This window comes from Actinosynnema sp. NPDC050436 (assembly GCF_040655415.1).
Lineage (GTDB): Bacteria > Actinomycetota > Actinomycetes > Mycobacteriales > Pseudonocardiaceae > Actinosynnema.
The window spans coordinates 324,966-348,916 of the sequence record NZ_JBFAJV010000007.1 but is presented as its reverse complement, the minus strand read 5'-3'; the positions used below and the strand labels follow the sequence as shown (position 1 = coordinate 348,916).

The 23,951-nt window shown below is 75.0% G+C and carries 22 protein-coding genes; 9 read left to right on the top strand and 13 right to left on the bottom strand.

Translation table 11 applies throughout. From position 1 onward, the window contains the following. Positions 1–212 precede the first annotated feature (212 nt). From AB0I60_RS20000 to AB0I60_RS19980, 5 genes are all read right to left on the bottom strand, one after another. On the bottom strand, positions 213–2,066 hold the full coding sequence (locus AB0I60_RS20000) for an asparagine synthase-related protein (RefSeq protein WP_360731813.1): 1,854 nt from the start codon (positions 2,064–2,066) through the stop codon (positions 213–215). A gap of 46 nt (positions 2,067–2,112) precedes the next feature. Then, the gene (locus AB0I60_RS19995) at positions 2,113–2,232 is read right to left on the bottom strand and encodes a lasso RiPP family leader peptide-containing protein (protein ID WP_360731811.1); all 120 of its coding nucleotides are present in this window, start codon (positions 2,230–2,232) and stop codon (positions 2,113–2,115) included. Between the two features lie 213 nt (positions 2,233–2,445). After that, entirely contained in the window at positions 2,446–2,895 is a 450-nt protein-coding gene (locus tag AB0I60_RS19990) for a protein-tyrosine phosphatase family protein (RefSeq protein WP_360731809.1), read from the bottom strand. Further along, positions 2,892–3,440, bottom strand: a complete 549-nt coding sequence (locus AB0I60_RS19985) for a CGNR zinc finger domain-containing protein (RefSeq protein WP_360731807.1) — start codon at positions 3,438–3,440, stop codon at positions 2,892–2,894. The genes AB0I60_RS19990 and AB0I60_RS19985 overlap by 4 nt, the downstream gene beginning before the upstream one ends. A gap of 105 nt (positions 3,441–3,545) precedes the next feature. Then, entirely contained in the window at positions 3,546–5,282 is a 1,737-nt protein-coding gene (locus tag AB0I60_RS19980) for a LamG-like jellyroll fold domain-containing protein (RefSeq protein WP_360731805.1), read from the bottom strand. 182 nt (positions 5,283–5,464) lie between these two features. Between AB0I60_RS19980 and AB0I60_RS19975 the strand changes: the two genes are divergently transcribed. From AB0I60_RS19975 to AB0I60_RS19960, 4 genes are read left to right on the top strand one after another with little or no spacing between them, the layout of a single operon-like run. Continuing rightward, the gene (locus AB0I60_RS19975; protein WP_360731804.1) at positions 5,465–7,030 is read left to right on the top strand and encodes a S8 family serine peptidase; all 1,566 of its coding nucleotides are present in this window, start codon (positions 5,465–5,467) and stop codon (positions 7,028–7,030) included. Continuing rightward, on the top strand, positions 7,011–7,622 hold the full coding sequence (locus tag AB0I60_RS19970; protein WP_360731802.1) for a sigma-70 family RNA polymerase sigma factor: 612 nt from the start codon (positions 7,011–7,013) through the stop codon (positions 7,620–7,622). Before AB0I60_RS19975 ends, AB0I60_RS19970 begins: the two co-directional genes overlap by 20 nt. Continuing rightward, positions 7,619–8,101 carry a hypothetical protein gene (locus AB0I60_RS19965; RefSeq protein ID WP_360731800.1) on the top strand — a complete coding sequence of 161 codons (483 nt, stop codon included), beginning with the start codon at positions 7,619–7,621 and terminating at the stop codon, positions 8,099–8,101. Before AB0I60_RS19970 ends, AB0I60_RS19965 begins: the two co-directional genes overlap by 4 nt. Positions 8,102–8,106: 5 nt before the next feature. Further along, positions 8,107–10,602 (top strand): CHAT domain-containing protein, encoded by a 2,496-nt coding sequence (locus AB0I60_RS19960; RefSeq protein ID WP_360731798.1) that lies wholly within the window; start codon positions 8,107–8,109, stop codon positions 10,600–10,602. An 81-nt stretch (positions 10,603–10,683) separates the two neighbouring features. Here AB0I60_RS19960 and AB0I60_RS19955 read toward each other — a convergent pair whose 3' ends face one another. Next, positions 10,684–11,232 (bottom strand): GrpB family protein, encoded by a 549-nt coding sequence (locus tag AB0I60_RS19955; RefSeq protein ID WP_360731796.1) that lies wholly within the window; start codon positions 11,230–11,232, stop codon positions 10,684–10,686. 219 nt (positions 11,233–11,451) lie between these two features. Beyond that, positions 11,452–13,866: a hypothetical protein gene (locus AB0I60_RS19950; RefSeq protein ID WP_360731794.1), complete on the bottom strand. Its 2,415-nt coding sequence runs from the start codon at positions 13,864–13,866 to the stop codon at positions 11,452–11,454. Positions 13,867–14,171: 305 nt separating this feature from the next. On the opposite strand from AB0I60_RS19950, the gene AB0I60_RS19945 reads away from it, so the two are divergent. Beyond that, positions 14,172–14,768, top strand: a complete 597-nt coding sequence (locus AB0I60_RS19945; RefSeq protein WP_360731793.1) for a phosphoribosylanthranilate isomerase — start codon at positions 14,172–14,174, stop codon at positions 14,766–14,768. Positions 14,769–14,833: 65 nt separating this feature from the next. Here the strand turns inward: AB0I60_RS19945 and AB0I60_RS19940 are convergent, their stop codons facing one another. The 4 genes from AB0I60_RS19940 to AB0I60_RS19925 all read right to left on the bottom strand — a co-directional run bounded on the left by AB0I60_RS19940 (position 14,834) and on the right by AB0I60_RS19925 (position 18,504). Further along, positions 14,834–15,496, bottom strand: coding sequence for a hypothetical protein (locus AB0I60_RS19940; protein ID WP_360731791.1), 663 nt, complete (start codon positions 15,494–15,496; stop codon positions 14,834–14,836). A 124-nt stretch (positions 15,497–15,620) separates the two neighbouring features. Continuing rightward, entirely contained in the window at positions 15,621–16,271 is a 651-nt protein-coding gene (locus AB0I60_RS19935) for a response regulator transcription factor (RefSeq protein WP_360731789.1), read from the bottom strand. Beyond that, the gene (locus AB0I60_RS19930; protein ID WP_360731787.1) at positions 16,256–17,386 is read right to left on the bottom strand and encodes a hypothetical protein; all 1,131 of its coding nucleotides are present in this window, start codon (positions 17,384–17,386) and stop codon (positions 16,256–16,258) included. The genes AB0I60_RS19935 and AB0I60_RS19930 overlap by 16 nt, the downstream gene beginning before the upstream one ends. A 59-nt stretch (positions 17,387–17,445) precedes the next feature. Next, positions 17,446–18,504, bottom strand: a complete 1,059-nt coding sequence (locus tag AB0I60_RS19925) for an ATP-binding protein (protein WP_360731785.1) — start codon at positions 18,502–18,504, stop codon at positions 17,446–17,448. Between the two features lie 129 nt (positions 18,505–18,633). Here AB0I60_RS19925 and AB0I60_RS19920 point away from each other — a divergent pair, with 129 nt between their 5' ends. Further along, positions 18,634–19,629, top strand: coding sequence for a hypothetical protein (locus AB0I60_RS19920; RefSeq protein WP_360731783.1), 996 nt, complete (start codon positions 18,634–18,636; stop codon positions 19,627–19,629). Between the two features lie 154 nt (positions 19,630–19,783). Continuing rightward, complete coding sequence (locus tag AB0I60_RS19915; RefSeq protein ID WP_360731782.1) at positions 19,784–20,377, top strand: TetR/AcrR family transcriptional regulator; 594 nt, start codon at positions 19,784–19,786, stop codon at positions 20,375–20,377. Positions 20,378–20,459: 82 nt separating this feature from the next. On the opposite strand, the gene AB0I60_RS19910 is transcribed toward AB0I60_RS19915, so the two are convergent. Continuing rightward, positions 20,460–21,389: an alpha/beta hydrolase gene (locus tag AB0I60_RS19910; RefSeq protein WP_360731780.1), complete on the bottom strand. Its 930-nt coding sequence runs from the start codon at positions 21,387–21,389 to the stop codon at positions 20,460–20,462. Between the two features lie 28 nt (positions 21,390–21,417). Then, the gene (locus AB0I60_RS19905) at positions 21,418–22,383 is read right to left on the bottom strand and encodes an aldo/keto reductase (protein WP_360731778.1); all 966 of its coding nucleotides are present in this window, start codon (positions 22,381–22,383) and stop codon (positions 21,418–21,420) included. Between the two features lie 316 nt (positions 22,384–22,699). On the opposite strand from AB0I60_RS19905, the gene AB0I60_RS19900 reads away from it, so the two are divergent. After that, entirely contained in the window at positions 22,700–23,479 is a 780-nt protein-coding gene (locus tag AB0I60_RS19900) for a sigma factor (RefSeq protein ID WP_360731776.1), read from the top strand. A gap of 16 nt (positions 23,480–23,495) precedes the next feature. Beyond that, positions 23,496–23,690 carry a hypothetical protein gene (locus tag AB0I60_RS19895; protein WP_360731774.1) on the top strand — a complete coding sequence of 65 codons (195 nt, stop codon included), beginning with the start codon at positions 23,496–23,498 and terminating at the stop codon, positions 23,688–23,690. Positions 23,691–23,951: the final 261 nt, after the last annotated feature.

Below are 23,951 nucleotides of genomic sequence, written 5' to 3'. Positions count from 1 at the left end.
GGTTGTGCCCCGGTCCGATCCGGACCAACGCGCCGTAGCTGCACCGGAACCTCGGCAGCACTGCGGAACCCGGGCCGAAACCGGCCTACAGCTCCTCCGAGATGCGGCGGCGTTCGGCGTCGTCGCCCGCCCCGGTCGCGTTGAACCGGTCGAGCGCGCGCCAACACCGCGCCGCCCCCTGTTCCGTGCCCGCTGACGCGCCGGCCGGTGCGTCAGCGGCGCGCTGCCGTCACCAGGGGCGTGGTGGCGAGGGCGGTGGGACGCAAGTCCCGCAGCCAGCGCTCGGCACCGACGGTCCGGGCGATCGTGATCGGCGAGGCGTCGGTCAGCCAGATCCCGGTCAGCTCCGACCGCAACCGGTCGACGTCGACCAGGCCGAGGGCGGCCAGCCGGGAGTCCTCGCACAGGGCGAGCAGGTCCGCCCGGTACTGCGGCAGCGCGGCGTACTCGGGCGTGGTGCCGCCCTTGGTGGCACGGGCCAGCGACCGCTCCGGCACGACGCCGCGCAGCGCCTCGGCGAGCAGCGGCTTGTAGCGCCACGGGGTGGTGCGCTCGTGCGGCAGCACCGACAGGCACGCCTCCACCACGCGGTCGTCCAGGAACGGCGCGGCCACCGGCAGCCCGTCCGCCGCAGCGGCCACGGCGCAGGCGCGCTGCACCCGGCCGCTGTGCCGCACCACCCGCACGGTGTCCTCCAGCGCGCTGACGCGCAGGTCCGGGTCGACGTCGGCGGCGGCGCGCAGCAGCAGCTCCCGCACGGCGTCCACCGCGTCCGGGGTCGCCCACGGCGGCAGCCGCACGGCGTCCGACCGGTCCGCCCCGGTCGCGGTCAGGGCGCGGGCCGTGGCGAGCAGCGCGCGCCGCTCGTCGCGCCGCGCGGTGAGCACTCGGCGGACCTGCGACCACGACCAGTGCCGCAGCACCTGGTGCCCGCGCACGTGCGCGTACCCCAGCCGGGGGTTGCGGCGCAGCAGCTCCGGCAGGTAGCCGACCGGCGCGTGCAGCACCTCGTCGCCGCCGTCGCCGGTCAGGTGCAGGTGGGAGCCGTGCGCGTTGAGCAGGTTGGCCCGCACGACGTCCTCGGCGCGCAGGTGGATGTCCGGGTGCGGCTCGTCCCGGGCCACGCCCCGGTCGAGGATGCCGGTGTAGGGCACGGGCAGGTCGTCGTCGGTCATCACGACCCGCCGCACTGCGGGCAGCCCGGCGGCGGCGATCGCGGCCCAGTGCTCGTCGTCGTCGGCCGGGTCCTGGCTGGCGACGGTGTACGCGGGCAGCCGGTCGACCCGGACGGCGGCCAGCGAGCAGACGGCGGTGGAGTCCACGCCGCCGGACAGGTCGGCGCTGACGGCGGGGCGCGACGCCACCCGCGCGGCCACCGCCCCGGTCAGCGCCGCCCGCAGCGCGACCGCTCCCCCGCGCAGCGCCCGGGTCGGCTCCGGTGCCCGCCACCAGCGGGCGACCCGGGCCGGGCCGCGCGGCGGCAGCACCGCGCAGTGGTCCTCGGGCACGGCGGACACCCCGTGCCACAGCGGGGCCCCCGCCAGGGCCGGCGGCGGTTCCGGGAACAGCAGGGCCGCCGCGAGCCGCCGCTCGTCCACGCCGGAGCCGATCAGCCAGGCCGGCACGTCGGCGCGGTCGGCGGCCACGTCCGCGTCGCCCAGGCGGGCGTGGAACACCCGGCGCACGCCCGAGGCCGTGCCCTGCGCGCGGACCACGCCGCCGACGCTCGCCAGCAGGTGGAAGCTCCCGGCCAGCGAGCCCGCCACCGGGTCGAGGTCGTGCACGTGGGCGGTGCGCCGCGCGATGCCCGCGAGGTCGCCGGGCGACACCGGGCAGCAGCCCAGCACCGCCACCCGGGTCCGACCGGCGGTGCCCACCACCAGGTCGCGCGGGTCCCAGTGGCCGACCAGCCACGGCCGGCCGGACGGGTGGTCGAGCCACCGGGTGACGGGGAACGGGCTCGCGCGCAGCGCCGCGACCGCGGCGGGAGCGCCCGCGTGGTCGGGCAGGACCACGAACCACTCCTCGCCGCGGCCGGCAGCGGTGCCGGGAAGATCCGTGCTCACAGCCGATTCCCCTCGGTCATCCGCCGGTGGTGGTCTCCTCCCGGAGCTAGTTGCGCTGGCGGCGACGCGAGTCCCGCTGGCGTCCCCGCGACCCGAGGGTGAGCGCGGAGAACTTCCCGACCTGCACCAACAACGGCTTGACGTAAGGCGATGGCGTGCTACGCATGGTCGATTTCCTTTCGCCGGTGGGATTACCGGACCTCGACCGTCGCACACCGGACCGGCGGGGTGGGAGGACCGGCGCGACCGTCCACACCTTCGTGCCGCGCCTTCACCGTGCGGCTCCCCGTCCGGTCCCGTTCGCTCACCGAGCGCAAGGTGCAGAGCATCCGGGCGGGGCACGCGGTGCCCGTCGTGGGGGTGGGTGACGGCCGCCCGGTCAGGCGTGCGGGGCCGGGAACCGCGCGACCCACCGCCGTTGCCACGGTGTTTCGACCGCGCTGCGGTGGTAGTGCTGCCGCGCCCAGGCCACCGCGTCGGACGGTGCGACGCCGGACAGGACCGCCAGGCAGGCGACCACGGTCCCGGTGCGCCCCCGCCCGCCGTCGCACGCCACCTCGACCACCTCGCCGGACCGGGCGCGGTCGTGCAGGGCGCGGATGCGGTGGACTGCCTGCTCGCGGTCGCGCGGCAGCCGGAAGTCCGGCCAGTCCAGCCACTCGTGCGGCCAGGTCAGGCCGTCGTCGTGCCGGGCGCGCAGCCGGTCCGTGCCCAGGTAGAGGCCGAACCCGGGTACCGGGCCCTCCGGGCGCGGGTGGCGCAGACCCCGGCCCCGGACCCACGTGCCGTCGGGCAGGACGATCGAGCCGGTCAGCGGCGGGGTGCTCATCGGGCCACCTCCTGCCGCCTGCGGTGGTTGGCCACGTTGACGCGGTTGCCGCAGCGCTCCGGCGAGCAGTACCGGCGGCGGCCGGCACGGCTCGCGTCCACGAACACGCCCCGGCAGCCGGGCGCGGCACAGGCGCGGAACCGGTCGTGCCCCAGCGCCCGGACCACGCCCAGCAGCCCGACGCCGACCACCGCCGCCAGCCGGTCGGCCAGGGACGCGTCGGGCCTGGTCGGCACGTGCCACTGCCACCGGTCGTCGCCGTCGCGCAGCAGGACCGGCCGGAGCCCGGCCCGCCCGAGCAGCACCCGCCCACCCGCGACCGCCTGCTCCTCGGTCTCGGTCTCGATGACGCCGCGCACGTCGAACCGCAGCAGCCGCACCGCGAGCACGTCGTCGGCGGTCGGCGGCGGCCCGGTGCCCAGGTCGTGCCGGGCCAGCAGCCCGGCCAGCTCCGCCGGTTCGGCGAGCAGGTCGACCCCCCGGACCGTGGGCGACGTGGTGACCAGGTCGGTCGCCAGCGCCGCCCCGATCTGGTAGTCGGTCATGGACACTTCCACGCATCCCCCCTTGTAAGCGATGTGGGAGGACTATAACCCTTACCGCCACGCGGCTGTCGACGGGTGGCGGGCCATCGAAGCGGGCGGCCCGGGTCAGCGGCCGGTGAGGAAGCGGTCCACCGGGAGTGCGCGGTCCACCACCCGCATCTCGCCGATCCAGCCGTGGAACGACTTCTCCACCACCCGGTCGTAGGCGTAGGCCCCGACCAGCCACGGGTCGCCCGCCGTCGCGATGCCGGTCGCCGGCGTGGACGGGTTGCGCAGCAGCTCCGCGCCCTCGACGTACAGCTTGGTGCGCCGGCCGTCGTTCACCACCGCGACGTGCCACCACGTGCCGTAGGCCATCTCGTGGCCCCAGTTGGTGGACATCTCGTTGCGCCCCTTCGGGAACACCGCCCACTGCAACCCGCCGCCGCCCGCGACGTTCAACGTGGCGATCGGCTCCTTGGGGTCGTCGCCGGTCTTGCCGGCCGCCGCTCCCGGGGCGAGCTTGGTCAGCAGGCCGCACCACGGGTGGTCGAACCCGGCCGGCAGCTTGATGAACGCCTCGACGGTGTACCCGCGCTCGAACGTCAGCCGGTTCATCGGTGCGTTGTCCACAGTGGACAGATACCCCTCCTTGCCGAAGAACCGGCTGGCCCGGCTGGGGGAATCGCGGTGGTGCTCGGCGGTCGCGGTGACCGCGCCGACCTGCCGCAGGTCGTTGCCGTTGCCGGACAGGTCCTTGAGCGAGTCGGCCCGCCAGTAGGCGACCGTGCCGGGCACGAGCAGTTGCCGCACCGGCCGCTCCGGGCGCGGCGGGACCGGGGCGAAGCCCGCGAACCGGCGCTCGAAGTCGATCGGCACGCTGAACCGGTCGGCGTCGCCGGTCAGTTCGACCTCCTTGCGCTCCAGCGCGTTGAGCGAACTCTTCCCGAGCAGCCACGGCGAGTAGGTGCGCACGTCGATGGTGTTGCGCGCGAGGTCGAACTCGTAGAGCCGGATCATCGCGCTGCCGCCGTAGTAGCGGTCCTGGTAGTTGGTGATGTGCACGTGGACGTCGTTGCCGGCGGCGTTGGTGAGCACGGTCCGCGCCGGTGGCCAGAAGTGGCCGTTGAGGGTGAGGAAGATCTGGTCGTGGTCCTTGACCAGCCCCTCCCACAGCCGGCGGCCGTAGTCCGACAGCTCCGCCTCGCCCGCGTCGCCGGCGTGGACGAACTCGTGCGTGGTCAGCACGACCGGCAGCTTCGGATTCCGGGCCAGCACGTCGCGGGTCCAGGCGAAGCCCTTGTCCGACATCCGCCAGTCCAGCGCGAGCACCAGCCACTCGCGGCCGGCCGCGCGGAACACGTGGTAGCTGTTGTAGCCGTCCGGGCTCGCGCCCCGGAAGGTCGGCGAGTCGCGGAACCGGCGCGGCCCGAACTCGTCGAGGTACGGCGTGCGACCGCGCTGGTCGTCGGTGCGCGCGTCGAGGTCGTGGTTGCCCGCCAGCACGCTGTAACCGACCCGCCGCCGGTCCAGCGCCCGGAACGACCGGCCGACGTCCTCGATCTCGCCCTTGAGCCCGTTCTCGGTGAGGTCCCCCAGGTGCGCGGTGAACACGATGTTGTCGGCGGCGGTCCGGTCGACCAGGTGGCGCAGCGCGGCGTCGAGGGGTTCGGCGTTGCCCCGGTCGCGGTCGAACAGGTACTGGGTGTCCGGGATGACCGCGAGGGTGAACCGGTCGCGGCCGGCGTCCGGCCGGGCGGTGCGGGTCTCGGGCTCGGTGCCCTGCGCGGTCGCGGTCGCGGGGACCAGCGTGCCGGCGGCGGCAGCCCCGGTACCCAGCAGGAACGTGCGGCGGGAGGTCATGGCCGGGATGCTAGGCAGGCCGTGACAACGGGCGGCGAACCCGACGTGAATGTTCCTCATCATCGCCTGGGGTTGACCTCCGTTACCGTTTCGTGACCACCTCGGCGTATTCGAAACACCCGAACGGCACACGTGTGGGGCAGGGGCGGGGGAAGGTGTCACCGCGAGACAGGAGGGGTTTGGTGGTGATCCAGTTCATCCGGAGGAGGGTGGGCGCGCTGGAGTCGGGGGGAACCGACGGCGAGCCCTCGGCGAAGCTGCGGGTGCCGGTCGAGTTGCTGGACCGGCACGAGGGCCGCGTGCTGGACCCCGCACGGGCCGAGGCGGCGGGCGGCGGGAGACCGCGGGCCACCGCGTACCGGCCGAGGGTGCTGCTCGTCCCCGACGACGTGCTGTGCGACGGGGCCGCGCTCGACTCGGTCCGGTCCGTGCTCAACGACGCCGGGTACGACCTCGACCCGCCCAGCGGCCGGTCCGGGGCGACCGCCCGCCCGGTGGCGCTGCGCGCGCTGTCCGGGCCCGACCAGGACGTCGACGCGTGGGTCGCGCTGCAACACCTGCGCGCCGCCGACGTGCTCGACCCGGACGTGGTGCGGCGGATCTCGTTGGAGCACCTGGTGTTCAGCGCCGTCACGATCGCCGGCACGCCGTGGGACACCAACAGCGACCAGGTGGACGGCTCCTACCGCCGCTCGCCGTCGGGCGCGTCCCGCGTGCCGGTCGCCGTCGCCGGGCCGGCCCCGCGCCGCGACGAGCTGGGCGACCGGTTCACCCGCCGGCCCGTGGTCGCGCTGCTGGACTCCGGCATCGGGCCGCACCCGTGGTTCGGCATCCGCGACCGGTCCGCGCCGCCGCCGGCCGACGGGTTCATCTCCGTGCTGGACGAGGCCCAGCAGGCGATCCGGGACAACGCCACCGCCGCGCCGTCGCTGCTGGACTACTGGGACAGCCCGGTGCTGTCGGACAGCCTCATCCGGGACGTCGACAGCAACACCGGCCACGGCACGTTCATCGCGGGCATCATCCGGCAGGCCGCGCCCAGCGCCGACGTGCTGGCCGTCCGGGTCATGCACAGCGACGGGATCGCCTACGGCTCGGACGTCATCGCGGCCCTGGAGGAGATCTCCCGGCGGGTCGACCGCGCCCAGCGCGAGGACCGGCCCGAGGACATGGTCGACGTGGTCTCGCTGTCGCTGGGCTACCTCGACGAGTCGCCCGCCGACTCCGTCTACACCACGCACCTCGCCGAGGTCGTGCGGCGGCTCACCGAGCAGGGCGTGCTGGTGCTGGCCGCGTCCGGCAACAACTCCACCAGCAGGCGGTTCTACCCGGCGGCGTTCGCCGACCTGCCGGACCTGCCGGGCGCGGGCCCCGGCGTGATCAGCGTCGGTGCGCTCAACCCCAACGCCACCAAGGCGGGCTTCTCCAACGACGGCGGGTGGGTCACCTGCTGGGCCACCGGCGCGGGGGTGGTCAGCACCTTCCCCACCGACGTGAGCGGGCCCCGGCAGCCGGGACTGGCCGACGCGCACCGCAGCGGCCTGGACCCGGACGACTTCCGCAGCGGGTTCGCGGTGTGGGACGGCACGTCCTTCGCCACGCCGCTGGCCGCCGCCGCCGTGGCGAACGCGCTGATCGACGTGGCGGCGGCGGACACCGGGCTGAGCCTGGCCGCCGTCGACCAGGAGACCGTGGTCAAGCGGGCGTGGGCGGCGCTGGAGCGCTGCTATGAGCAGTACGAGGTCTGACCGCCACCCGGCGGGCGGCAAGCCCTTCGTGGACCACGAAGGGCTCGCCGCGCTGTTCGTCTCCGCCCGGGACGGCGACCGGGAGGCGCTGGGTCGGATCGTGGAGGCGCTGACCCCCGTGCTGTGGCAGGTGGCGCGGGCGCAGGGCCTGGACCGCGAGCGGGCCGGCGACGCCGTGCAGACCGCGTGGCTGCGGCTGCTGGGCTCGATGGGCGACATCACCTCGCCGCGCGCGCTGACCGCGTGGCTGGTCACGGTGACCAAGCGGGTGTCCTGGTCGCTGCGCGACGAGCAGCGCGGCCACGACCTGGTCGGCGTCGCGCCCGACGACCAGCTGCCCGACCCCGGCCCGCGCCCCGACGAGGAGGTGGTGTTCGCCGACCGCCGCGCGCGGCTGTGGGAAGCGGTCGGCCGGCTGTCGCACCGCTGCCGCGAGCTGCTGCGGGTGGTCGCGTTCGTCGGCCGCGCCGAGTACTCCGAGATCAGCGCCGCGCTCGGGATGCCGCGCGGCAGCATCGGCCCCACCCGGGGCCGGTGCCTGGCCCAGCTGCGCAAGCAGCTCCTCGCCGACCAAGAGGGGAGCTGGCGGTGACGACGGCCGACCAGGACGGACCGCGCGGCGAGCTGGACGAGCTGGACCACGGCATCCTGCGCGAGGTCCGCTGGATGTACGAGTCGCTCGACCCGGTGCCCGTCGACCTGGTGGACCTGGTGCGGTTCGCCATCCAGGTGGAGGAGGTCGACGTCGAGGTGGTGCGCATCGCCGAGCACCACGAGCTGGCGGGTGCGCGCGGCGACGTGCGCTCGCGGCTGATCACCTTCACCGGGGAGACGCTCGACTTCCTGGTCAACGTGCGGGCCAGGGGCGACGGCACGCTGCGCATCGACGGCTGGATCTCGCCGCCCGCCGCGCACCCGGTGGAGGTGCGCACCTCGGCCGGCCCGCTGTGCACGCGCTCCGACGACGAGGGCCGGTTCTCGCTGGACCGCGTGCCGTCGGGCCTGATGCAGTTCGTCATCCGACCGGAGGGGAGGGCCGGTGCGGTCAGCACGCCGACGATGACACTATAGGGCCGGTGAGCGACCGTGTGCGGGCCCTGCACGAGCGCGCGATAGAGGAGATCAACAGCGGTCGCCCGGCGGTCGGCGCGCGTCGGCTCCGCACCGCGCTGCGGCTGGGCGGGGCGACCCCGTCGCAGACCGCCCGGGTGCTCGGCACCCTCGCCGCCGCCGAGGTGGCGCAGGGCAACACCGGCCGCGCGCTGGAGCTGCTGGACGACGCCGAGCAGGTCGGCCCGCCCGAGGACCGGCACCTGCTGCTGTCGCAGCGGGCGCTGGTGCTGCTGATGACCGGCCGGCTGGACGACGCGCTGCCGCTGTTCGACGACGCGATCCAGCGCCTGCGGCGCACCGACCAGCGGGCGGCGCTGGCCCGGGTGCTGCTCAACCGGGGGATGCTGCACCAGATCGCGGGCCGCGTGCGGCCGGCCCTGGCCGACCTCGACCTGTGCGCGCGGATCGGCGGGTCGCTCGGGGCCGACGACGGGATGCCGCGCACGGTGGCGAAGGCGGTGCACGGGCGCGGCCAGTGCCGGGTGCTGACCGGGGACATCCCCGGCGCGCTGCGGGACTTCGACATCGCGGCCGGGGTGTACGCCGACCAGGGGCAGGGGATGCTCGCGGTGCTGGCGGGCGACCGGGCGCGGGCGCTGCTGGCGGCGGGGCTGCCCAGCGAGGCGGCCACCGAGCTGGAGACGTTCCTGCGGCAGGTGCCGGCGCTGCGGATGGGCCACGAGCACGCCGAGGCGGAGCTGACCATGGCGCGGGCCAAGCTCGCCGCCGGCGACCCGGTCGAGGCGCGGCGGTGGGCGGCGCGGGCCCGGCTGCACTTCCGGCGGCGGCGCAACGACACCTGGGCCGGGGTCGCCGAGCTGGCCGTGCTGCGCGCGGACTTCGCCTCCGGCGGCGGCACGGCCCGGCTCGCGCGGGCGGCGTCGCGGCTGGCCGGGCGGCTGCGGTCGCTGGGGCTGCGCAACGACGCCGACGAGGCCGCGCTGCTGGCGGCCCGCGCCCACGTCGCGTGCGGGCGGTGCGCGGAGGCGCGCGCGGAGCTGCCGGACCGGGACCGGCCGAGCGCGCCGCTGGCGAACCGGCTGCTGCGCCGGCTGGTGCTGGCCGAGCTGGGCGCGGCCGAGGGCGGCCGGCGGCGCGCGTTCGCCGAGGCCCGCTCCGGCCTGGCGCTGCTGCGCGAGCACCGCGCGCGGTTCGGCAGCCTGGACCTCCAGACCGGCACCACGTCGCTGGGCGGCGAGCTGGCCCGGGTCGGCCTGGCGGCGGCGCTGGAGGACGGCCGGCCTGAGGTGGTCTACCGGTGGCTGGAGCGCTCCCGCGCCCAGGCGTTCCGGTTCCCGCCGGTCCGCACCCCGGCCGACGAGCAGACCGTGGACGCGGTGGCCGAGCTGCGCGCGGCGGCCACCGAGGCGCGCACGGCCGAGCTGCGCGGCAGCCAGGACCCCGACGCCTTACGCCGCGCCCGGCACATCGAGCGCGAGATCCGGGCCAAGGGCTGGCGCACCGAGGGGTCCGGCGAGCGCCACCCGGAGGCCGGTTTCGCCGAGGTGAAGGCCGCGCTCGCAGAGGCGGGCAGCGCGATGGTGATCTTCCTGACCCACGGCGACCGGCTGCTGGCGCAGGTGATCGGCGGGTGCCGGGCCGAGCTGCTCGGGCTGGGCGCGTCCGCGCCGGTGTTCGAGGCGGTCGCCCGGCTGCGCGGCGACCTGGACGCGGCGTGCGGCCGGAGCCTGCCGGCCACCATCGAACGGGTCGTGCACACCTCGATCAGGCGGCAGCTCGGGATCGTCACCGAGCACGTGCTCGCCCCGCTGCTGGCCGTCGTCGGCGACCGCGACCTGGTCCTGGTGCCCACCGGGGGGCTGTCGGCGATGCCGTGGGGCCTGCTCGACGCGCTGCGCGGCCGGCCGGTCACCGTCACCCCGTCGCCCTCGGCGTGGGTGGCCGCGACCCGCGCGGTCCGCCCGCCCGGCCCCGTGCTGCTGGTCGGCGGCCCCAACCTCGACCACTCCTCCGACGAGGTGCGCCGCCTCGCGCGGATCTACCCGGGCAGCACCGTCCTGGACGGCCCGGACGCCACCGTGGCCGGGGTCCTGCACGCGGTCGACCGCAGCGGGCTGGCGCACTTCGCCTCGCACGGCCACCACGAGCAGGAAAATGTCCTGTTCTCCCGCCTGGACCTGGTCGACGGGCCGCTCATGGCCCACGACGTGCACCAGCTCGCCGCCGTGCCCGACCACGTGGTGCTGTCGTCGTGCGACATCGGGCAGGCGGTCGTGCGCGCCGGGGACGAGATCCTCGGCTTCACCGCCGCCCTGCTCTACAGCGGCAGCCGCACCGTGGTGTCCAGCGTCGCCCGCGTCGACGACCACGCGGCGGTGGACGTGATGACCGCCTACCACCGCGCGCTGACCCGGGGCGTCCCGCCCGGCAAGGCGCTCGCCGACGCCACCGAGCACGAGTGGCTCATGCCCTTCGTCTGCCACGGCTGGGGCGGCTGACCACCGCGCCCGGTGCAGCCGGCGAGGACCGCACGCTCCGATCCCCTGTGGACGATCGTCGCGCCCGGCCCGACGACCGGGTCACGGGCGGTGGTCGGGGTCGTCTGAGTCCACGGTCGTCGCCAACCACTCGATGAACCGGCCCTTCACCGCGCTGTACCGCTGCGGGTCGCCGCCGCTGAGTTCCAGCGCCAGGCGCTTGACCGAGCAGTAGGCCGCCGCGGCGGCCGGGCGCTCGCGCAGCAGCCGGTAGAACGCGCGCTCCGGGCTGGCCGTCCACACGCCCGGCCCCACCAGGTGCACGTGCAGGTCGGGTTCGCCGCTGCCCCGCCGGTAACGGCGCAGCATCGTGCGGGACAGCTCGGCCAGCGGGATCACCTGGAAGCCCCGGCGGGCGAGGCGGGACGCCGCGCGGGGCGCGTCCCGGTCGCCGACCAGCACCACCAGGTCCATGATCGGTTTGGCCCAGATGCCCGGCACGAGCCGGCTGCCGATCGGCTCGATCGCGCGCGCCAGCAGGCCGAGCGCCCCGGACACCACCGCCCGGTCCTGTTCGTACTGCGCGACGACCCCTTCTTCGTATGGCACGAGTTCGACCTTGTAGTCGTACCGGCCGCGCACGGGGATCATCGGACCGATGGTAGGCACCCCGACCGGGACCGCGCCCCGCAATTTCGCGGATGCGGCCACTGTGGTCGGTCGGCGGTGGGAAGCCGGCCCCGCGCGCCGCATCCGGGGCAACGGCCGGCCCCGCGCGCCGGCGGGACCGGGTCCGTCCCGGGTGGACCCCCGCCGGGGCCGGCCCGCGCGGTGCGGAACGCGGACCGGCCGTTCGGTGTGCGGGACGGGCTACAGATTGCAGAGCAGCGCGCACGCCATCGCCGACGAGTACGGCGAGTAGGTGGGCTGCGTGCCCGGCGGCGAGTTCCTCGGCGTGTACTGCGCCTTGGCGTAGTTGGTCACCGGGAACAGGGTCAGCAGCGCGTACGTCGAGCAGTACACCTGCTTGGACTGGCCGGGGGCCAGGCTGAACGTGCCGCCCGCCGTCTCGCAGGACGGCTCTTGGAGGTCGTAGACGGTGGCGTTGTCGATCGGCACCGGTCCGTCGTTGGTGATCGTGATGCGCCACCGGGCCGTGCCGAACACCGCCCCGAGCAGGCCGACCGGCGTCCTCTTCACCCACGGTCCGGCGCCGCCGGGTCCGCAGTGCGACGCGGTGTGCGACGCGCAGATCTCCTTCTCCACCCGCACCACGGGTTGGCACGCCGGCCCCGGCGCGATCGGCACCGACACGGTGTTGGAGGTGAACGACCCGGAGCCGTCCAAGCCGGTGGCCGTGTTGGTCACGTCGGTCACCGTGCAGGTGGTGGCCAGCGTCGTCTGGAAGCACACCTGCGGCGGATCACCCGCGAAGTCCACCACCAGGTTCGGCTTGGCCCCGCCCGTGAAATCCGCGCCGCTGTCGAGCACCAGCCGCGCGTTCACCGTCAGGGAGGTGTGGGTGGACGCCGAAACGCCGGTCAGGTCGACCGAGCCGTCCGGCGCGAACCCGGACGTCGGCACGGGCGTGCCGTTCTGGTCCACCACGGACACGCTCGACGCGCCGAAGTTGACGTTGGCCGGGGTGATGCCGACCAGTTTCGCCGACAGGTAGCCGGTGACGTGGTTCGGGCCGCCGTCGCAGTAGTACGACGACGGGGTCAGGCTGACCGACGCGCCGCTGCGCGCACACGGCGACGCGCCGGTGGCCGGGTCCAGCGAGAACAGCACACCCGCGTCGCCCAGCCCGATCAGGCACTGGGTGGTCGCGTCGAACGCGTACCCGTAGTCGCGGGTCGCGCCGCCGTTGACGGTCGGGTGCTGGGCCGGGTTCGGGAAGCCCGCGCAGCCCGCCCCGGTGGCCCAGTCGTGGCAGATGGTCGCACCGGGGTACGGGCCGCCCCAGATGCCGAGGTAGCTGCGGGTGTGGCCGTCGAGCCCCACGACGACCTCGGGGTTGAACACCAGCACGCCGCCGGGCAGGCCGGTGACCGACGACGGCGACGCCAGCGGACCACCGGCCGTGGTGTAGCAGGTGGTCACGTTCGTCCCGCCGGTCGTGCTCGCGCACGCGCCCACGGGAGTGCCGGACGTGTCGTAGGCGGTGTAGGCGTTGTAGGCGTAGTTGTCCGCCGGCCCGACCGCGCGCGGGCTCGCCCAGCCGGCGCACGCGGCACCGGTCGCCGGGTCGAAGCAGCCCATCGCCGGGACCTGCCCCGCCTGCGGCGACGAGGACGCGAACACTTTGCCGGCCACCACGGTCATCGCGCCGAGGTAGAGCGAGGCGGGCAGGGCGGGGTTCGCGCCGTTGGGCGGCACGATCGGCGCGTACGGCTGACCGGGGCACGCGGTCTTAAACGACATCGTCCAGCAGGTCACCGCGCCGGACGTGGCGACGCCGTACAGGTCGCCGCCGACCTCGACCAGCCCGGCGAGGTTGTTGACCGCGACCGGGGAACCACCGGAGGCCAGCAGCGGCCAGTAGCCGCAGTTCGCCGCGTTCTCCAGGTCGAGGCAGCCGACGCCGACGGAGGTCTCCGTGACCGCCGCGTAGTAGACCAGCGCGGAGTTGCCCGGGTCCCGGACGTACTGCGGTTCCAGCGGGCTGGCGATGTCGCCGCTGGTCGCGCCCTGCAACGGGCCGACCGCCGTGTTCAGCGTGCGCGGCCACGGGCCTCCGGCGCACAGCGAACCGGTGGCCAACTCGCTGCACACCACCTTGCCCTGCGTGGTCGCCGCGTGGTGGAAGATGTTCCACGCCTGCAACGAGCCGGTCGGCGTGCGGTGCAGCAGCGGGGTGAACCCGTCGCCGCCGGTCGCCGTGGCGACGGCCTGGACCGGTGGGGTGAGCTCGCTGGCCAGCGAGGTGCCGTCCGGTCGGGCGACCGGGTTGGCGGCGCGCACGGCGACGGTGCCGGAGGCGGGTTCGGTGTCCTGGAAGGTGGTCCCGTCGGTGGACCACTGCGGGGTCCAGCCCTGCGGGACCTTCAGCGAGCCGGGCAGGTAGGTGTGCCCGGCGGAGATGGGGTCGGTGATCGTCGACGAGCCGACGGCCGGCGACTTGTTGTCGTAGGACAGCGCCCAGGACGCCGTCGCGCCGTGGTCGGCCGGCGTGGACGGGGTCCGCACGGACTTCGCCAGGGTGGACGCGGCGAGCGGGTCGGTGCTCGCGGGGGTCGCGGCGACCGGCACCACGGCACCGGCGGCCAACAGGGGTACCAGCACTATCCGGAAAGCTCTGGACCTGCCTCTTCGCATGGTCGTGCCTCGTTTCCTCACCGAACCGGACGGGACCCGCTTCCCCAGTCGCAACGTAGGAACGAGCGGGGCGGCGGGACAACGGCCCTCACCCCGGTGCCGGCCGGCGATGCCCCAACGGCCCAACCGGAGACCCGAAATCGCGGGACCGGGACGCCCCGGCTCTGCGGTTGGACGAGCGCGGACGCGCGAAGTGCGGAGAGCACCGGGGCGCTTCGGCCCGGTCCGGTCACCCGACCGCGAACGGGAGCGCGGGCGATAGGGTCGGCGGCATGTACGTGAAGCTGTGCGGGCTGCGCACCCACGCCGACGTCGAGGTCGCCGCCGAGGTCGGCGCGGACGCCGTCGGGTTCGTGCTCAGCGCGAGCCCGCGCCGGGTCGACGCGGGCACCGCGCGGCGGTTGGTGCGCGAGGTGCCGGCGGGCGTGCTGACGGTCGGCGTGTTCCGGGGCGTGCCGGCGGCCGAGGTGCTGCGGGTGGCCGTCGACGCCGGGGTCGCCGCCGTGCAGTTGCACGGCGAGTACCCGAAGGAGGCGTTCGACGAGGTCGCCACGGCGGGCACCAGGCTGGTGAGGGCCGTGACGCTGACGGCCGGCACGGACGTGCGGGTCGGCGCGTACGGCGAGGACCTGCTGCTGCTGGACTCCCCCGAGGCGGGTTCCGGTCACCGCTGGGACCTGGCGGCGCTGGACGGCGCGCGCCCGGAGGGCCCGTGGCTGCTCGCGGGCGGGCTGGACGTGGCGAACGTGGCCGAGGCGGTCGCGCAGGCCCGGCCGTGGGGCGTGGACGTCTCCAGCGGCATCGAGTCGAGCCGGGGCGTGAAGGACCACGGCCGGATGCGCGAGTTCGTCGCCGCCGCGCGGGCCTGAGCGGCAGCCCCGAACGGCAGCGGCCCGGACCGCTGCGGTCCGGGCCGCGCCTGCCGAGCGGTGGCTCAGCCCTGCCAGACGATCGGGGACTTGTCGTAGCCGTCGCCGTTGTTGTAGCTCGCGGAGGGGGCCTTGGTGCCTTCGCGGGTGCCCTGGAGGACGCAGGTCTCGTACTTCGCGCCCGCCTTGGTGAAGTCCTTGCCGGCGGTCTCCGACTCGCACTGGTCGGTGTCGCCGCTGATGATCACGCCGGTGCCCTTGCCGTCCGCGCCGAGCGCGCGCAGGCTCAGCGAGCTGTGCGACAGGTCGGTGCCGCCGACGTTCTCCACGGTCACCCGGATGTAGACCGGGGTGATGCCCTTGGCCTTGTCGCCGAACTTCACCAGGTCCGCGTTCGCGCCCTCCTCGATCGCGGTGACCGTGATCGCAACGGTGCCCGTCTTGGTGGTGCCGTACTTGAACGGCACGACGGCGCGGTCGCCCACCTTCAGCTTGCTTCCGGGCTTGGTGACGTCCTCGGACACCTCGGCGGTCATCTCCCCGGCACCGCTCTTGCCGGTGCTGGTGGCGGCGGCGGAGGTCTCGGCGGAGGTGGTCGCGGCGGGCGTGGTGGTGCCGGGCGTGGTGGTGCCGGGCGTGGCGACTCCACCGGTCGAGCTCCCGCAGGCGGACAACAGGAGGGCCGCCGCACCGACGGCGGTGAGCAGGGCGCCACGGGCGTGCGTCAAGGCAAGGCTCCTAACCGGACGAGGGATGTGCCTGCAAGCTAGCCCGGCCGGCCGGTGCGCGCTGTCGGTCGTTCGCACCACAAGCAGCCAACGATTGGTCAGAGGTCTTCGGCGCTGGTCGGCGTCACAGGTCGTCGACGCCGACCAGGCCGTCCTGGATCGCGCGCGCCACCAGGGCGGCTTTGGTCGGGGCCTCGCGGCCGATCAGCGCGTACTTGATCCGGATGCGCTCCAGGTGCGAGTTGACCGTGCTCACCGAGATCCCCAGCCGCCGCGCGACGAAGTCCTTCGACTCCGACTGGAACCACTCCACCAGCACCTCGGCCTCCCGGGCGGACAGCGCGGGGCGGGCCTCCGACCGGTCGCCCGCCAGGGCGCCGGCCAGCGACGGCGGGGTGTACGGGCGGCCCTGCGCCGCCGCGTGGGTGGCCGGCACCAGGTGCTCCGCGCCCTCCGCCTTGGTCAGGTAGCACAGCGCGCCCAGCTCCAGGCACTGGAGCGCGATCTCGTCGTCGGCGCGCATCGAGTACACGACGACCCGCCGGCCCGCCTCGACCAGCCGCCGCAGGTCGCCCAGCACGGGCGTCGGCCCGCCCAGGTGCAGGTCGAGGATCACCACGTCGGCGTCCGCGCCCTCGTCCAGCCACGCGACCCGGACGTCCTCGCCCTCGGCGACCACCCGGACCGGCGGCACGCCCGACGCGAGCCAGTAGCCGACCCCGGCCCGCACGGCCGGGTGGTCGTCCACCACGACCGCGCTCAACTCGTCCGCCATCGGGCCTCCGTCCGGGTCTGCCCACCGTACGTGTCGCACCGCACGTCTACCCGGCCCGACACCGCCCCGACCTCGGCCTCCGCGTCGGCGATCACGGCCAGCCGCACCTCCCCGTCGGCGCGCAGCAGGCTGACCCGCGCGCGTTCCCGGGCGGCGGACAGCGCCGACGCCACCGGGCCGGTCAGCTCGCGCCGCACGTCCGTGGGCACCGGCACCGCCGACCCGCTGACCGCCAGCGACACCGCCAGGCCGCGCCGCTCGGCCACGTCGACGCAGGCGGCGACCTCGTGCACCAGCGGGTCGGGCACCTCGTCGTGCTCGGCGAACAGCCGCCGGAGCTGGGTCGCGGCGAACGCGCACCGCCGCCGGGTGTCCTCGGCGCGCGGGTCGAGCACGCCGTCCGCGAGGTCGGCGAGCAGCGGCACCGTGCTGCCCAGCCCGCCCGCGAACCCGGCCCGCAGGTCCTGCGCCCACTGCTCGGCCAGCGCGGCGCGGGTCGCGGCCCGCTCCTCCTGCGCCGCCACCTCGGCCGCCTGGCGCGCGGTGCGCAGCAGCACCCGGGTCAGCAGCAGGACGCCGAGCTGGAAGCTGGTCACCCCGAGCACCACCACGCCCGCCGCGCCGATCTCCGTCCGGTCCGGCGTGCCCGCCAGCGCGAACAGCCCGACCTCCACGGCCAGGTGCGCGCCGATGGCGGCGAGCAGCGCGGGCACGCGGTCCGCGAGCAGCACCAGCAGGTGCCACCCGACCAGCCCGAACGACCAGTGCGCGGCACCGAAGTGCCCGTCCGGCGGCAGGGCGAGCGCGGCCGGCACGGACGCCGCCATCACCGCCACGACGCCGCCCGCGACGACCGCGCCCGGCAACGGCCGCCGCCGCGCCACCCACGGCGCGCAGCCCAGCGTGACCAGCGCCAGCACCCCGAACGCGATCCGCGCGCCCGGTCCGTGGTCGTAGGCCAGCAGGGGCGGCAGCGACAGCCCGAGCTGGAGCACCGCGACCACGCCCAGCAGCACCAGCCGGATGCTCGCGAAGACCTGTTCCTCCGCCGAGGCCGCACCACAACCGACCCGCGCGCCGACCGCAGGACCGCCCGCCGCAGGGCCTCCGGTCACCGGGCCGCCGACCGTCCGGGCGCGCGCGGTCCGAGCGTGCGGGGCCGGGGGCGGGCCGCTCATGCCGGCCACGCCAGCCGGACCGTGGTGCCGCCGGCCGCCGAGGTGACCGAGGCGACGCCGCCGACGCCCGCCATCCGCGCCACGATCGACCCGCTGATCCCCCGCCGGTGCTCGGAGACCGCGTCGGGGTCGAACCCCGGGCCCCGGTCCGCGACGGTCACCACGACCCGGTCGGCGGCGGTGGTGACGGCCAGTTCGGCGTGCCCGGTGCCGGCGTGCCGCTCGACGTTGGCCAGCGCTTCGCGCACCGCGCGCACCAGCGCCACCGCAACCGCCGCGGGCACCGGGGCGGGGTGTGCCGTGGTGTCGACGCGCAGCGGCGAGCGGTCGGCGAGCGCGCGCAGCGACGTGCCGACGTCGACCGGGTTGTCGCGCGCCTCGGCGGTGCCGGCGAGCAGCGCGAGGTCACGGCGCGCGTAGCCGGCGACCGCGTCCGGGTCGATGCCCTCGGTGGCGACCACCAGGAACGTGGCCGACGCGGTGTCGTGCAGCAGGGCGAGGTACTCGCGTTCGCGGGCGCGGCGTTCGGCGGCCAGCGCCTCGGCGCGCTCCGAGGCGGCCCGCCGGACGCGGGACACGTCGACCTGCCGGGTGGAGCGCCGGACCACCAGGAACGCGAACCGGGCCAGCGAGCACTCCACGACCACCCGCAGCACCACCGCGCCGTCGAACCCGGTCGCCCACAACTGCACGCCCAGCAGCACCCCGGTGACCGGCACGGCGACCTCCGGGCCCCACTCCCACTGGAGGGTGATCGCGGTCGTGGTCAGGACGTTCAGCGCCCACAGCCCGGCCTCGCCGCCCAGCTCGCCCTGCGCCGCGCACACCGCGACCACCCGGACCACGGCGGACACCAGGGCGACCAGCCGCCCGCCGGCGAAGTCGGCGACCGCGCCGAGGACCACCAGACCGAGCAGGCCGAACGCGAGCGGGAGACCTTCGTCGGAGGCGGAGCACACGCCGAACGCGCTCAGCAGCACGACGCCGACACCGCGCACCGGTCCGGCGTACCGCCCGACGGCCGCCAGGAACTCCGCTTCGACCTGCCCCGCCACGGCCAGACCCTACGTGACCGGGCGCGGTCCCGTGTGGACGGCACCGGGATCTCGCGCGCGCCCGGGAACCGCCTCGGAGTACTGTCCCGCTTCCGTCCGCACGGACGATCACCACTTGGGGGACACCGCATGTCGTCGCGCACAAGACTTCCCGCCGCCCTGCTCGCGGCACTCCTGACGGCCGCGTGCGGCACCACCACCACACCGGCCGCGACCACCTCCACGACCACGGCCGCGCCGACCACCACGACCGCTCCCCCGGTGGCGGACGGGACGGTCGACGGCTTCGCGGACATCCCGGGCACCGAGGTGGCCCTGCGCGTGCCCGACGGCATGGAGGTCGACGAGGACCTGCCCGGCCTGTCCCGGCCGGGCCTGTCCCGGGCCGGCAGCCGCAGCTCGGTCGTCGTCACGACCTCCTCGGTGCCGGAGGGCAAGGCGGTGGGGGTCCTGCTGGACGAGATCACCGCCTCCTACACCGGACCGCAGGCCGCGCAGGGCCTCGTCGTCGACACCCCGCGCCGCGTCGAGGTGGCCGGCCACCCGGCGGTCGCGGTGACCGGCGAGCAGGCGAGGGCCGACGGCAGGTGGGGCCACGCCGCCGTGCGGTTCGTCGCCGACGGCCACTTGGTGGAGGTGGTCGGCAGCCTGGCACCGGGCGACCCGCTGTCCACCAACGACCTGCTGATCGCGTTGCGCGACACCCGCTGGACCGGGGCGCGCGGGCTGCGCATGGAGCTGACCCCGGCACCGGGCTTCCAGCGGCTGCCCAGGACGGACGCGATCTGGCTCAGCCTCGACGGCACGGACGTGATGGGCGTGCCCAAGGTGGTCGCCGCGCCGGCGATCGGGATGGCCACCATCCCCCTGGAGGAGCGCCGCGCGGTCGCCGAGGAGAGGTTCGGCAGGCTGCCGACCGAACCCGTCGCCGCGTCGGTCGCGGAGGTGTCCATCGCCGGGCACAGCGGGTTCGAGCTGATCGGGTTCGGGCGGTACACGACGTACGCGGTGATCCTGTTCTCCTACGACGGGTACATCCTGATCTCCGGCGACTTCGACCCGGCGCGGTACCCCGACCAGGTGCCCGCGTTCCGGGCCATGGCCCAGTCGCTGGCCATGACGTGACCCCGCCGGGGTCCCCGCCGCGAACGCCGGGCGGCGCGGGACTCCCGGAGCACCGCCGATCGGTTCGCACAAAAGCGTTTCACTGACCGGGAAGTGCGATCACCGCCGGATATACTACGCGCGTAGACCAAAACGCCGTACCCGGAGGAGCAGGATGCCCAAGGTCATCGACCACGACGAACGCCGCGAGCACATCGTGGACGTGACCTGGGGCCTGATCGTCCGGGGCGGGCTGGAAGCCGCCACCATGCGGGAGATCGCCACGGCGGCCGGGTTCGCCAACGGCGCGCTGAAGCGGTACTTCGCCACCAAGGACGCCTTGGTGGAGGCCACCTTCGACCGCGCGCTGTCCATGATGAACAAGCACATCTCCGGCTCGCTCACCGACAGCTCGGGCGTGGAGGCGTTGCGCGCCATGTGCTACGGCTCGATGCCGCTGGACGCCAAGCGCGTCACGGCGGGCCGGGTGCTGATGGCGTTCTGGGAGATGTCGTTGTCCAACAAGCACTTGCACGCCCGCTACCAGGAGCACCTCAAGGTGTGGCGCGGTTTCCTGCACGAGCACGTGCGGCGCGGCCGGGCGGACGGCGACATCCGCACCGCGACGCCGGACGACCAGCTCGTGGACGAGATCGTGCTCGTGACGGCCGGTGCCAACGTGATGAGCCTGGTGGGCCCGCGCTTCTCGACCCGCAAGCTCCAGCGGCAGCACCTGGACACGTTCTTCGCCCGCCTGACCGCAGCCTGACCGGGTACGCCGGGTGCCGACGGCGCGGGGCGGTGGAACGACGAGGGCGGGCCGGGTCGGGGGCCGGCCCGCCCTCGTCGGGTCAGAGGACGCGGGTCAGGAACTCCACCACGTCGGCGTGCGCGACCGGGGACGCGGGCAGGTCGGTGTACAGGCCGTAGAAGCCGTGGATCTGCCCGTCGTACTGCTTGTACGTCGTCGGCACGCCCGCGCGCGCCAACCGGTCCGCGTACTGCTCCCCCTCCGACCGCAGCACGTCGTACTCGGCGGTCAGCACGAGTGCGGGCGGCAGGCCCGTGAGGTCCTTCGAGCGGGACGGCAGCAGGTACGGGTCGTCCAGGTCCCGGGGCGAGGACGGGTACTGGTGGAAGAAGAACCGCATCGCGTCGGCGCTCATGCCGAAGCCGTCGGCGCAGTCCGCGTAGGAGGGCAGCCCCTTGTCGGCGGGGTGCGCGGTGACCGGGCAGACCAGCACCTGCGCGGCGATCCGGGGGCCGCCCCGGTCCCGGCTGCACAGGCACAGCACGGTCGCCAGGTTGCCACCCGCGCTCTCGCCGCCCACCGCGATGCGGGAGGCGTCCACGCCGTACCGGTGGGCGTTGCCCGCCAACCAGGTCAGCGCGGCGTAGCAGTCGTCCGGCGCGGCCGGGTAGGGATCCTCGGGCGCCAGCCGGTACTCCACCGAGGCGACCGCGACGCGCGCGTCGCGGCACACCCGGCGGTTGACCAGCTCGTTCTCCTCGATGCCGCCCACCGTCCAGCCGCCGCCGTGCATCCACACGAACAGCGGCACCGGCCCCTCGACGCCGGGCAGGTACAGGCGCACCCGCAGCTCGCCGGCCGGCCCGGGTACGGCCAGGTCGGTGACCGACCCCACCTCCGGCAGGTCGTCGGGGACCGCGAGGCCCGACGCGAACAGGGCGCGCAGCTGCGCCGGGGTCGGCGGGGCCGCGTCCGCCGGCGGCCCGGGGGTGGCCGCGAGCAGCCGGGCGGCGGCCGGGTCGAGGGGCATGAGCCGGTCCTCCTTGTCCGTCAGGTGGTCACCACGACCCGTCGGCGTTGACCTCGCGGTCGGTCCACAGCGGATCCAGCTCGGCGCGCAGCTGCGCGCCGTGGTCGGTGGCCAGGCGCAGCGCGCCGAGGTTGTCCTCGAACTGGGCGAGCCTGCTCACGCCGAACAGCACGTTGGCGACGGCCGGGTTGGTGAGGCAGAAGGCGATGGCGACCTGGGCGGCGGTCGCGTCGTAGCGCTGCGCCACCTCCGCGACGCGGTCGGCCGCCTCGCGGATGGCGTCGCGGATGCCGCCGGGGTCCGCGCCGATCTTGCGCTCCGGGAACTTGCGGCCGGCGAGGATGCCGCCCTCGAACACGTCGGACGCCTGGAGCACGAGCCGGCCGGAGGTGAAGTGCTCGGCGTAGTACGGGCCCTCGGCCATGGTCCGCCGGGCGATGCTGTACTTGAGCTGGGCGAAGGACGGCGGCGTCAGGCCCTCCTTCTCGGCGAACGCGAGCGCGGCCTCCAGGTCGGAGGCGACCCAGTTGTTGACGCCCCAGGTGTCGAACTTCCCGGCCTGGATCTGCTCCTCGACGTCGGTGACGATCGACGGGATGTCGGGCGGGGACATGTAGTCGCCGACCACGACGCTGTCCGCCTTCTCCACGCCGATGCGCTCCAGCGAGGTCTTCATCTGCTCGGCGAAGCCGGCGGTGGGGTACTCCCACAGCCACAGCTTGCCGCACAGGTGGTAGTCGTCGCGGGCGATCCCGGCGGCGCGCACGGCCTCGCCGAAGATGATGTCCGTGCGGGCCTGCTCGGCGTGCGGGCCCATGTTGTAGTGCGCGACGTCGAACAGGGACACGCCGGCGTCCACGGCGTGCCGCAGGAGCGCCACGGCGTCGTCGAAGTCCATCCGGTCCCAGGTGTTCCAGGAGCCGAGGCCGAACAGCGGCACCTGCGGGCCGCCGGGACCCAGCTGCCGGACCGGAACGCGGGGCGCCTCGCCCATGGACACTCCTTGAGTAGCGGCGAAAAATTTCGGTTAGTCTACACCCATAGACGAAAAAACGGCAGAGTGCCGCGGTTCGTCGCCCATCCCGGGAAACCGCACGTCACCAGCGTCCCGGAGAGCGTTCCCGAGGCCCCGCCGGGGCGAGCGACGCTCGCGTCAACCAGCGGACGGCCCCCTCCGAGGCCCCCGGTCGACGGCCGGTCCCCCGCACGAGGCCCAGGTTCCGGCGATCAGCGCGCACGCACTCGCATAGGGGTCGATATCGTCCCGGACGACAACTGCTCACCTATCGTGCCCGGGGGGGAGACGTCCGGTGATCGGCCGGCTCTACGAACGGCACGTGGAGGCCGCGCGCAACCTCGCCCGCGCGCTGTCCCGGTCCGCCGCCGAGGCCGACGACCTGGTCTCCGACGCGTTCGCCAAGGTGCTCGACGTGCTGCGCGACGGCCGTGGGCCGGACACCGCGTTCCGCGTCTACCTGTTCACCGCCCTGCGGCACACCGCCTACGACCGCACCCGGCGGGACAAGCCGCTGCGGCTGGCCGACGACGTGACCGCCGTGTCCGGCGTCGAGCAGGCCACCTCCGTGCCGTTCCAGGACCCGGCGGTGGCCACGCTGGAGCGGTTCCTGGCGTCGCGGGCGTTCGCCGGCCTGCCCGAGCGGCGGCAGACAGTGCTGTGGCAGACCGAGATCGAGGGCCAGTCGGGGGCGGCCGTGCCGACCGCCCAGGCGAGCCGGCCGACCGCGCCGGCCGAGGTGACGACGGGCGCTTCGACGACCCCGCTGTCCACGGCGGTGGGCGCACCGGTCCCGGGCACGACGACCGTTCCCGGCACCGCGCCGACCCCGGGCACCGGCACGGCCACCGCCCCCGGCGGCGGGGTGCCGACCACGACCGGCGCGACGACCGCACCGGAGCTGGTGCCGTCCCCGCCCGCCGGGTTCGCGCTGGGCACCGGAGGACCGCCGACCGACCTGCCGGTGACCGTCCGCAACACCGGCACGACGCCGGTGCCGGCGCTCGACCTCCCGGACGGCGTCCAGGTGGTGGGACCGGGCAACACCCTGCGGCGCGGCCGGTGGTCGGCCTAGACGGCGCGCAGCCCGGGTGGGCTGCCCGGCCGGCCGGGGTTCGGTGACCTGCGCGGCCGACCGCGAACTGGCGGGCGGCGAGTCGGTGGTGTTCGTGTTCCGCCTGCCGGCCGGTCCGAAGTCGGCCGACGGGACGATCACCGGCACGGTCGGCGCGGGCCCGGTGTCGGCACCGGTCCACACCCCTGTCGCGATCCGCCCGAAGAAGTAGCCGGCCCGTCCGGTTCCGGACGCGGTTCCCGCACCGGACACCCGCCGCGCGTCTCGACTGGCGCCGAATAGCCGCCGTTCCGACCGTTCGGCGCTGGTGGACGTCCGGGAATGCGTTTTCCGACCGGTGCGGAACTGCTCCGGTCCAGACCGAATGCCCAAGCCCGGTTACCGGACGGATTCCGCCATGCGGGTGATCGACCACTACCGCGAACGAAACAGCGCAGGTAATCCGCCGGGCGCACCCGATACCGGAACAATA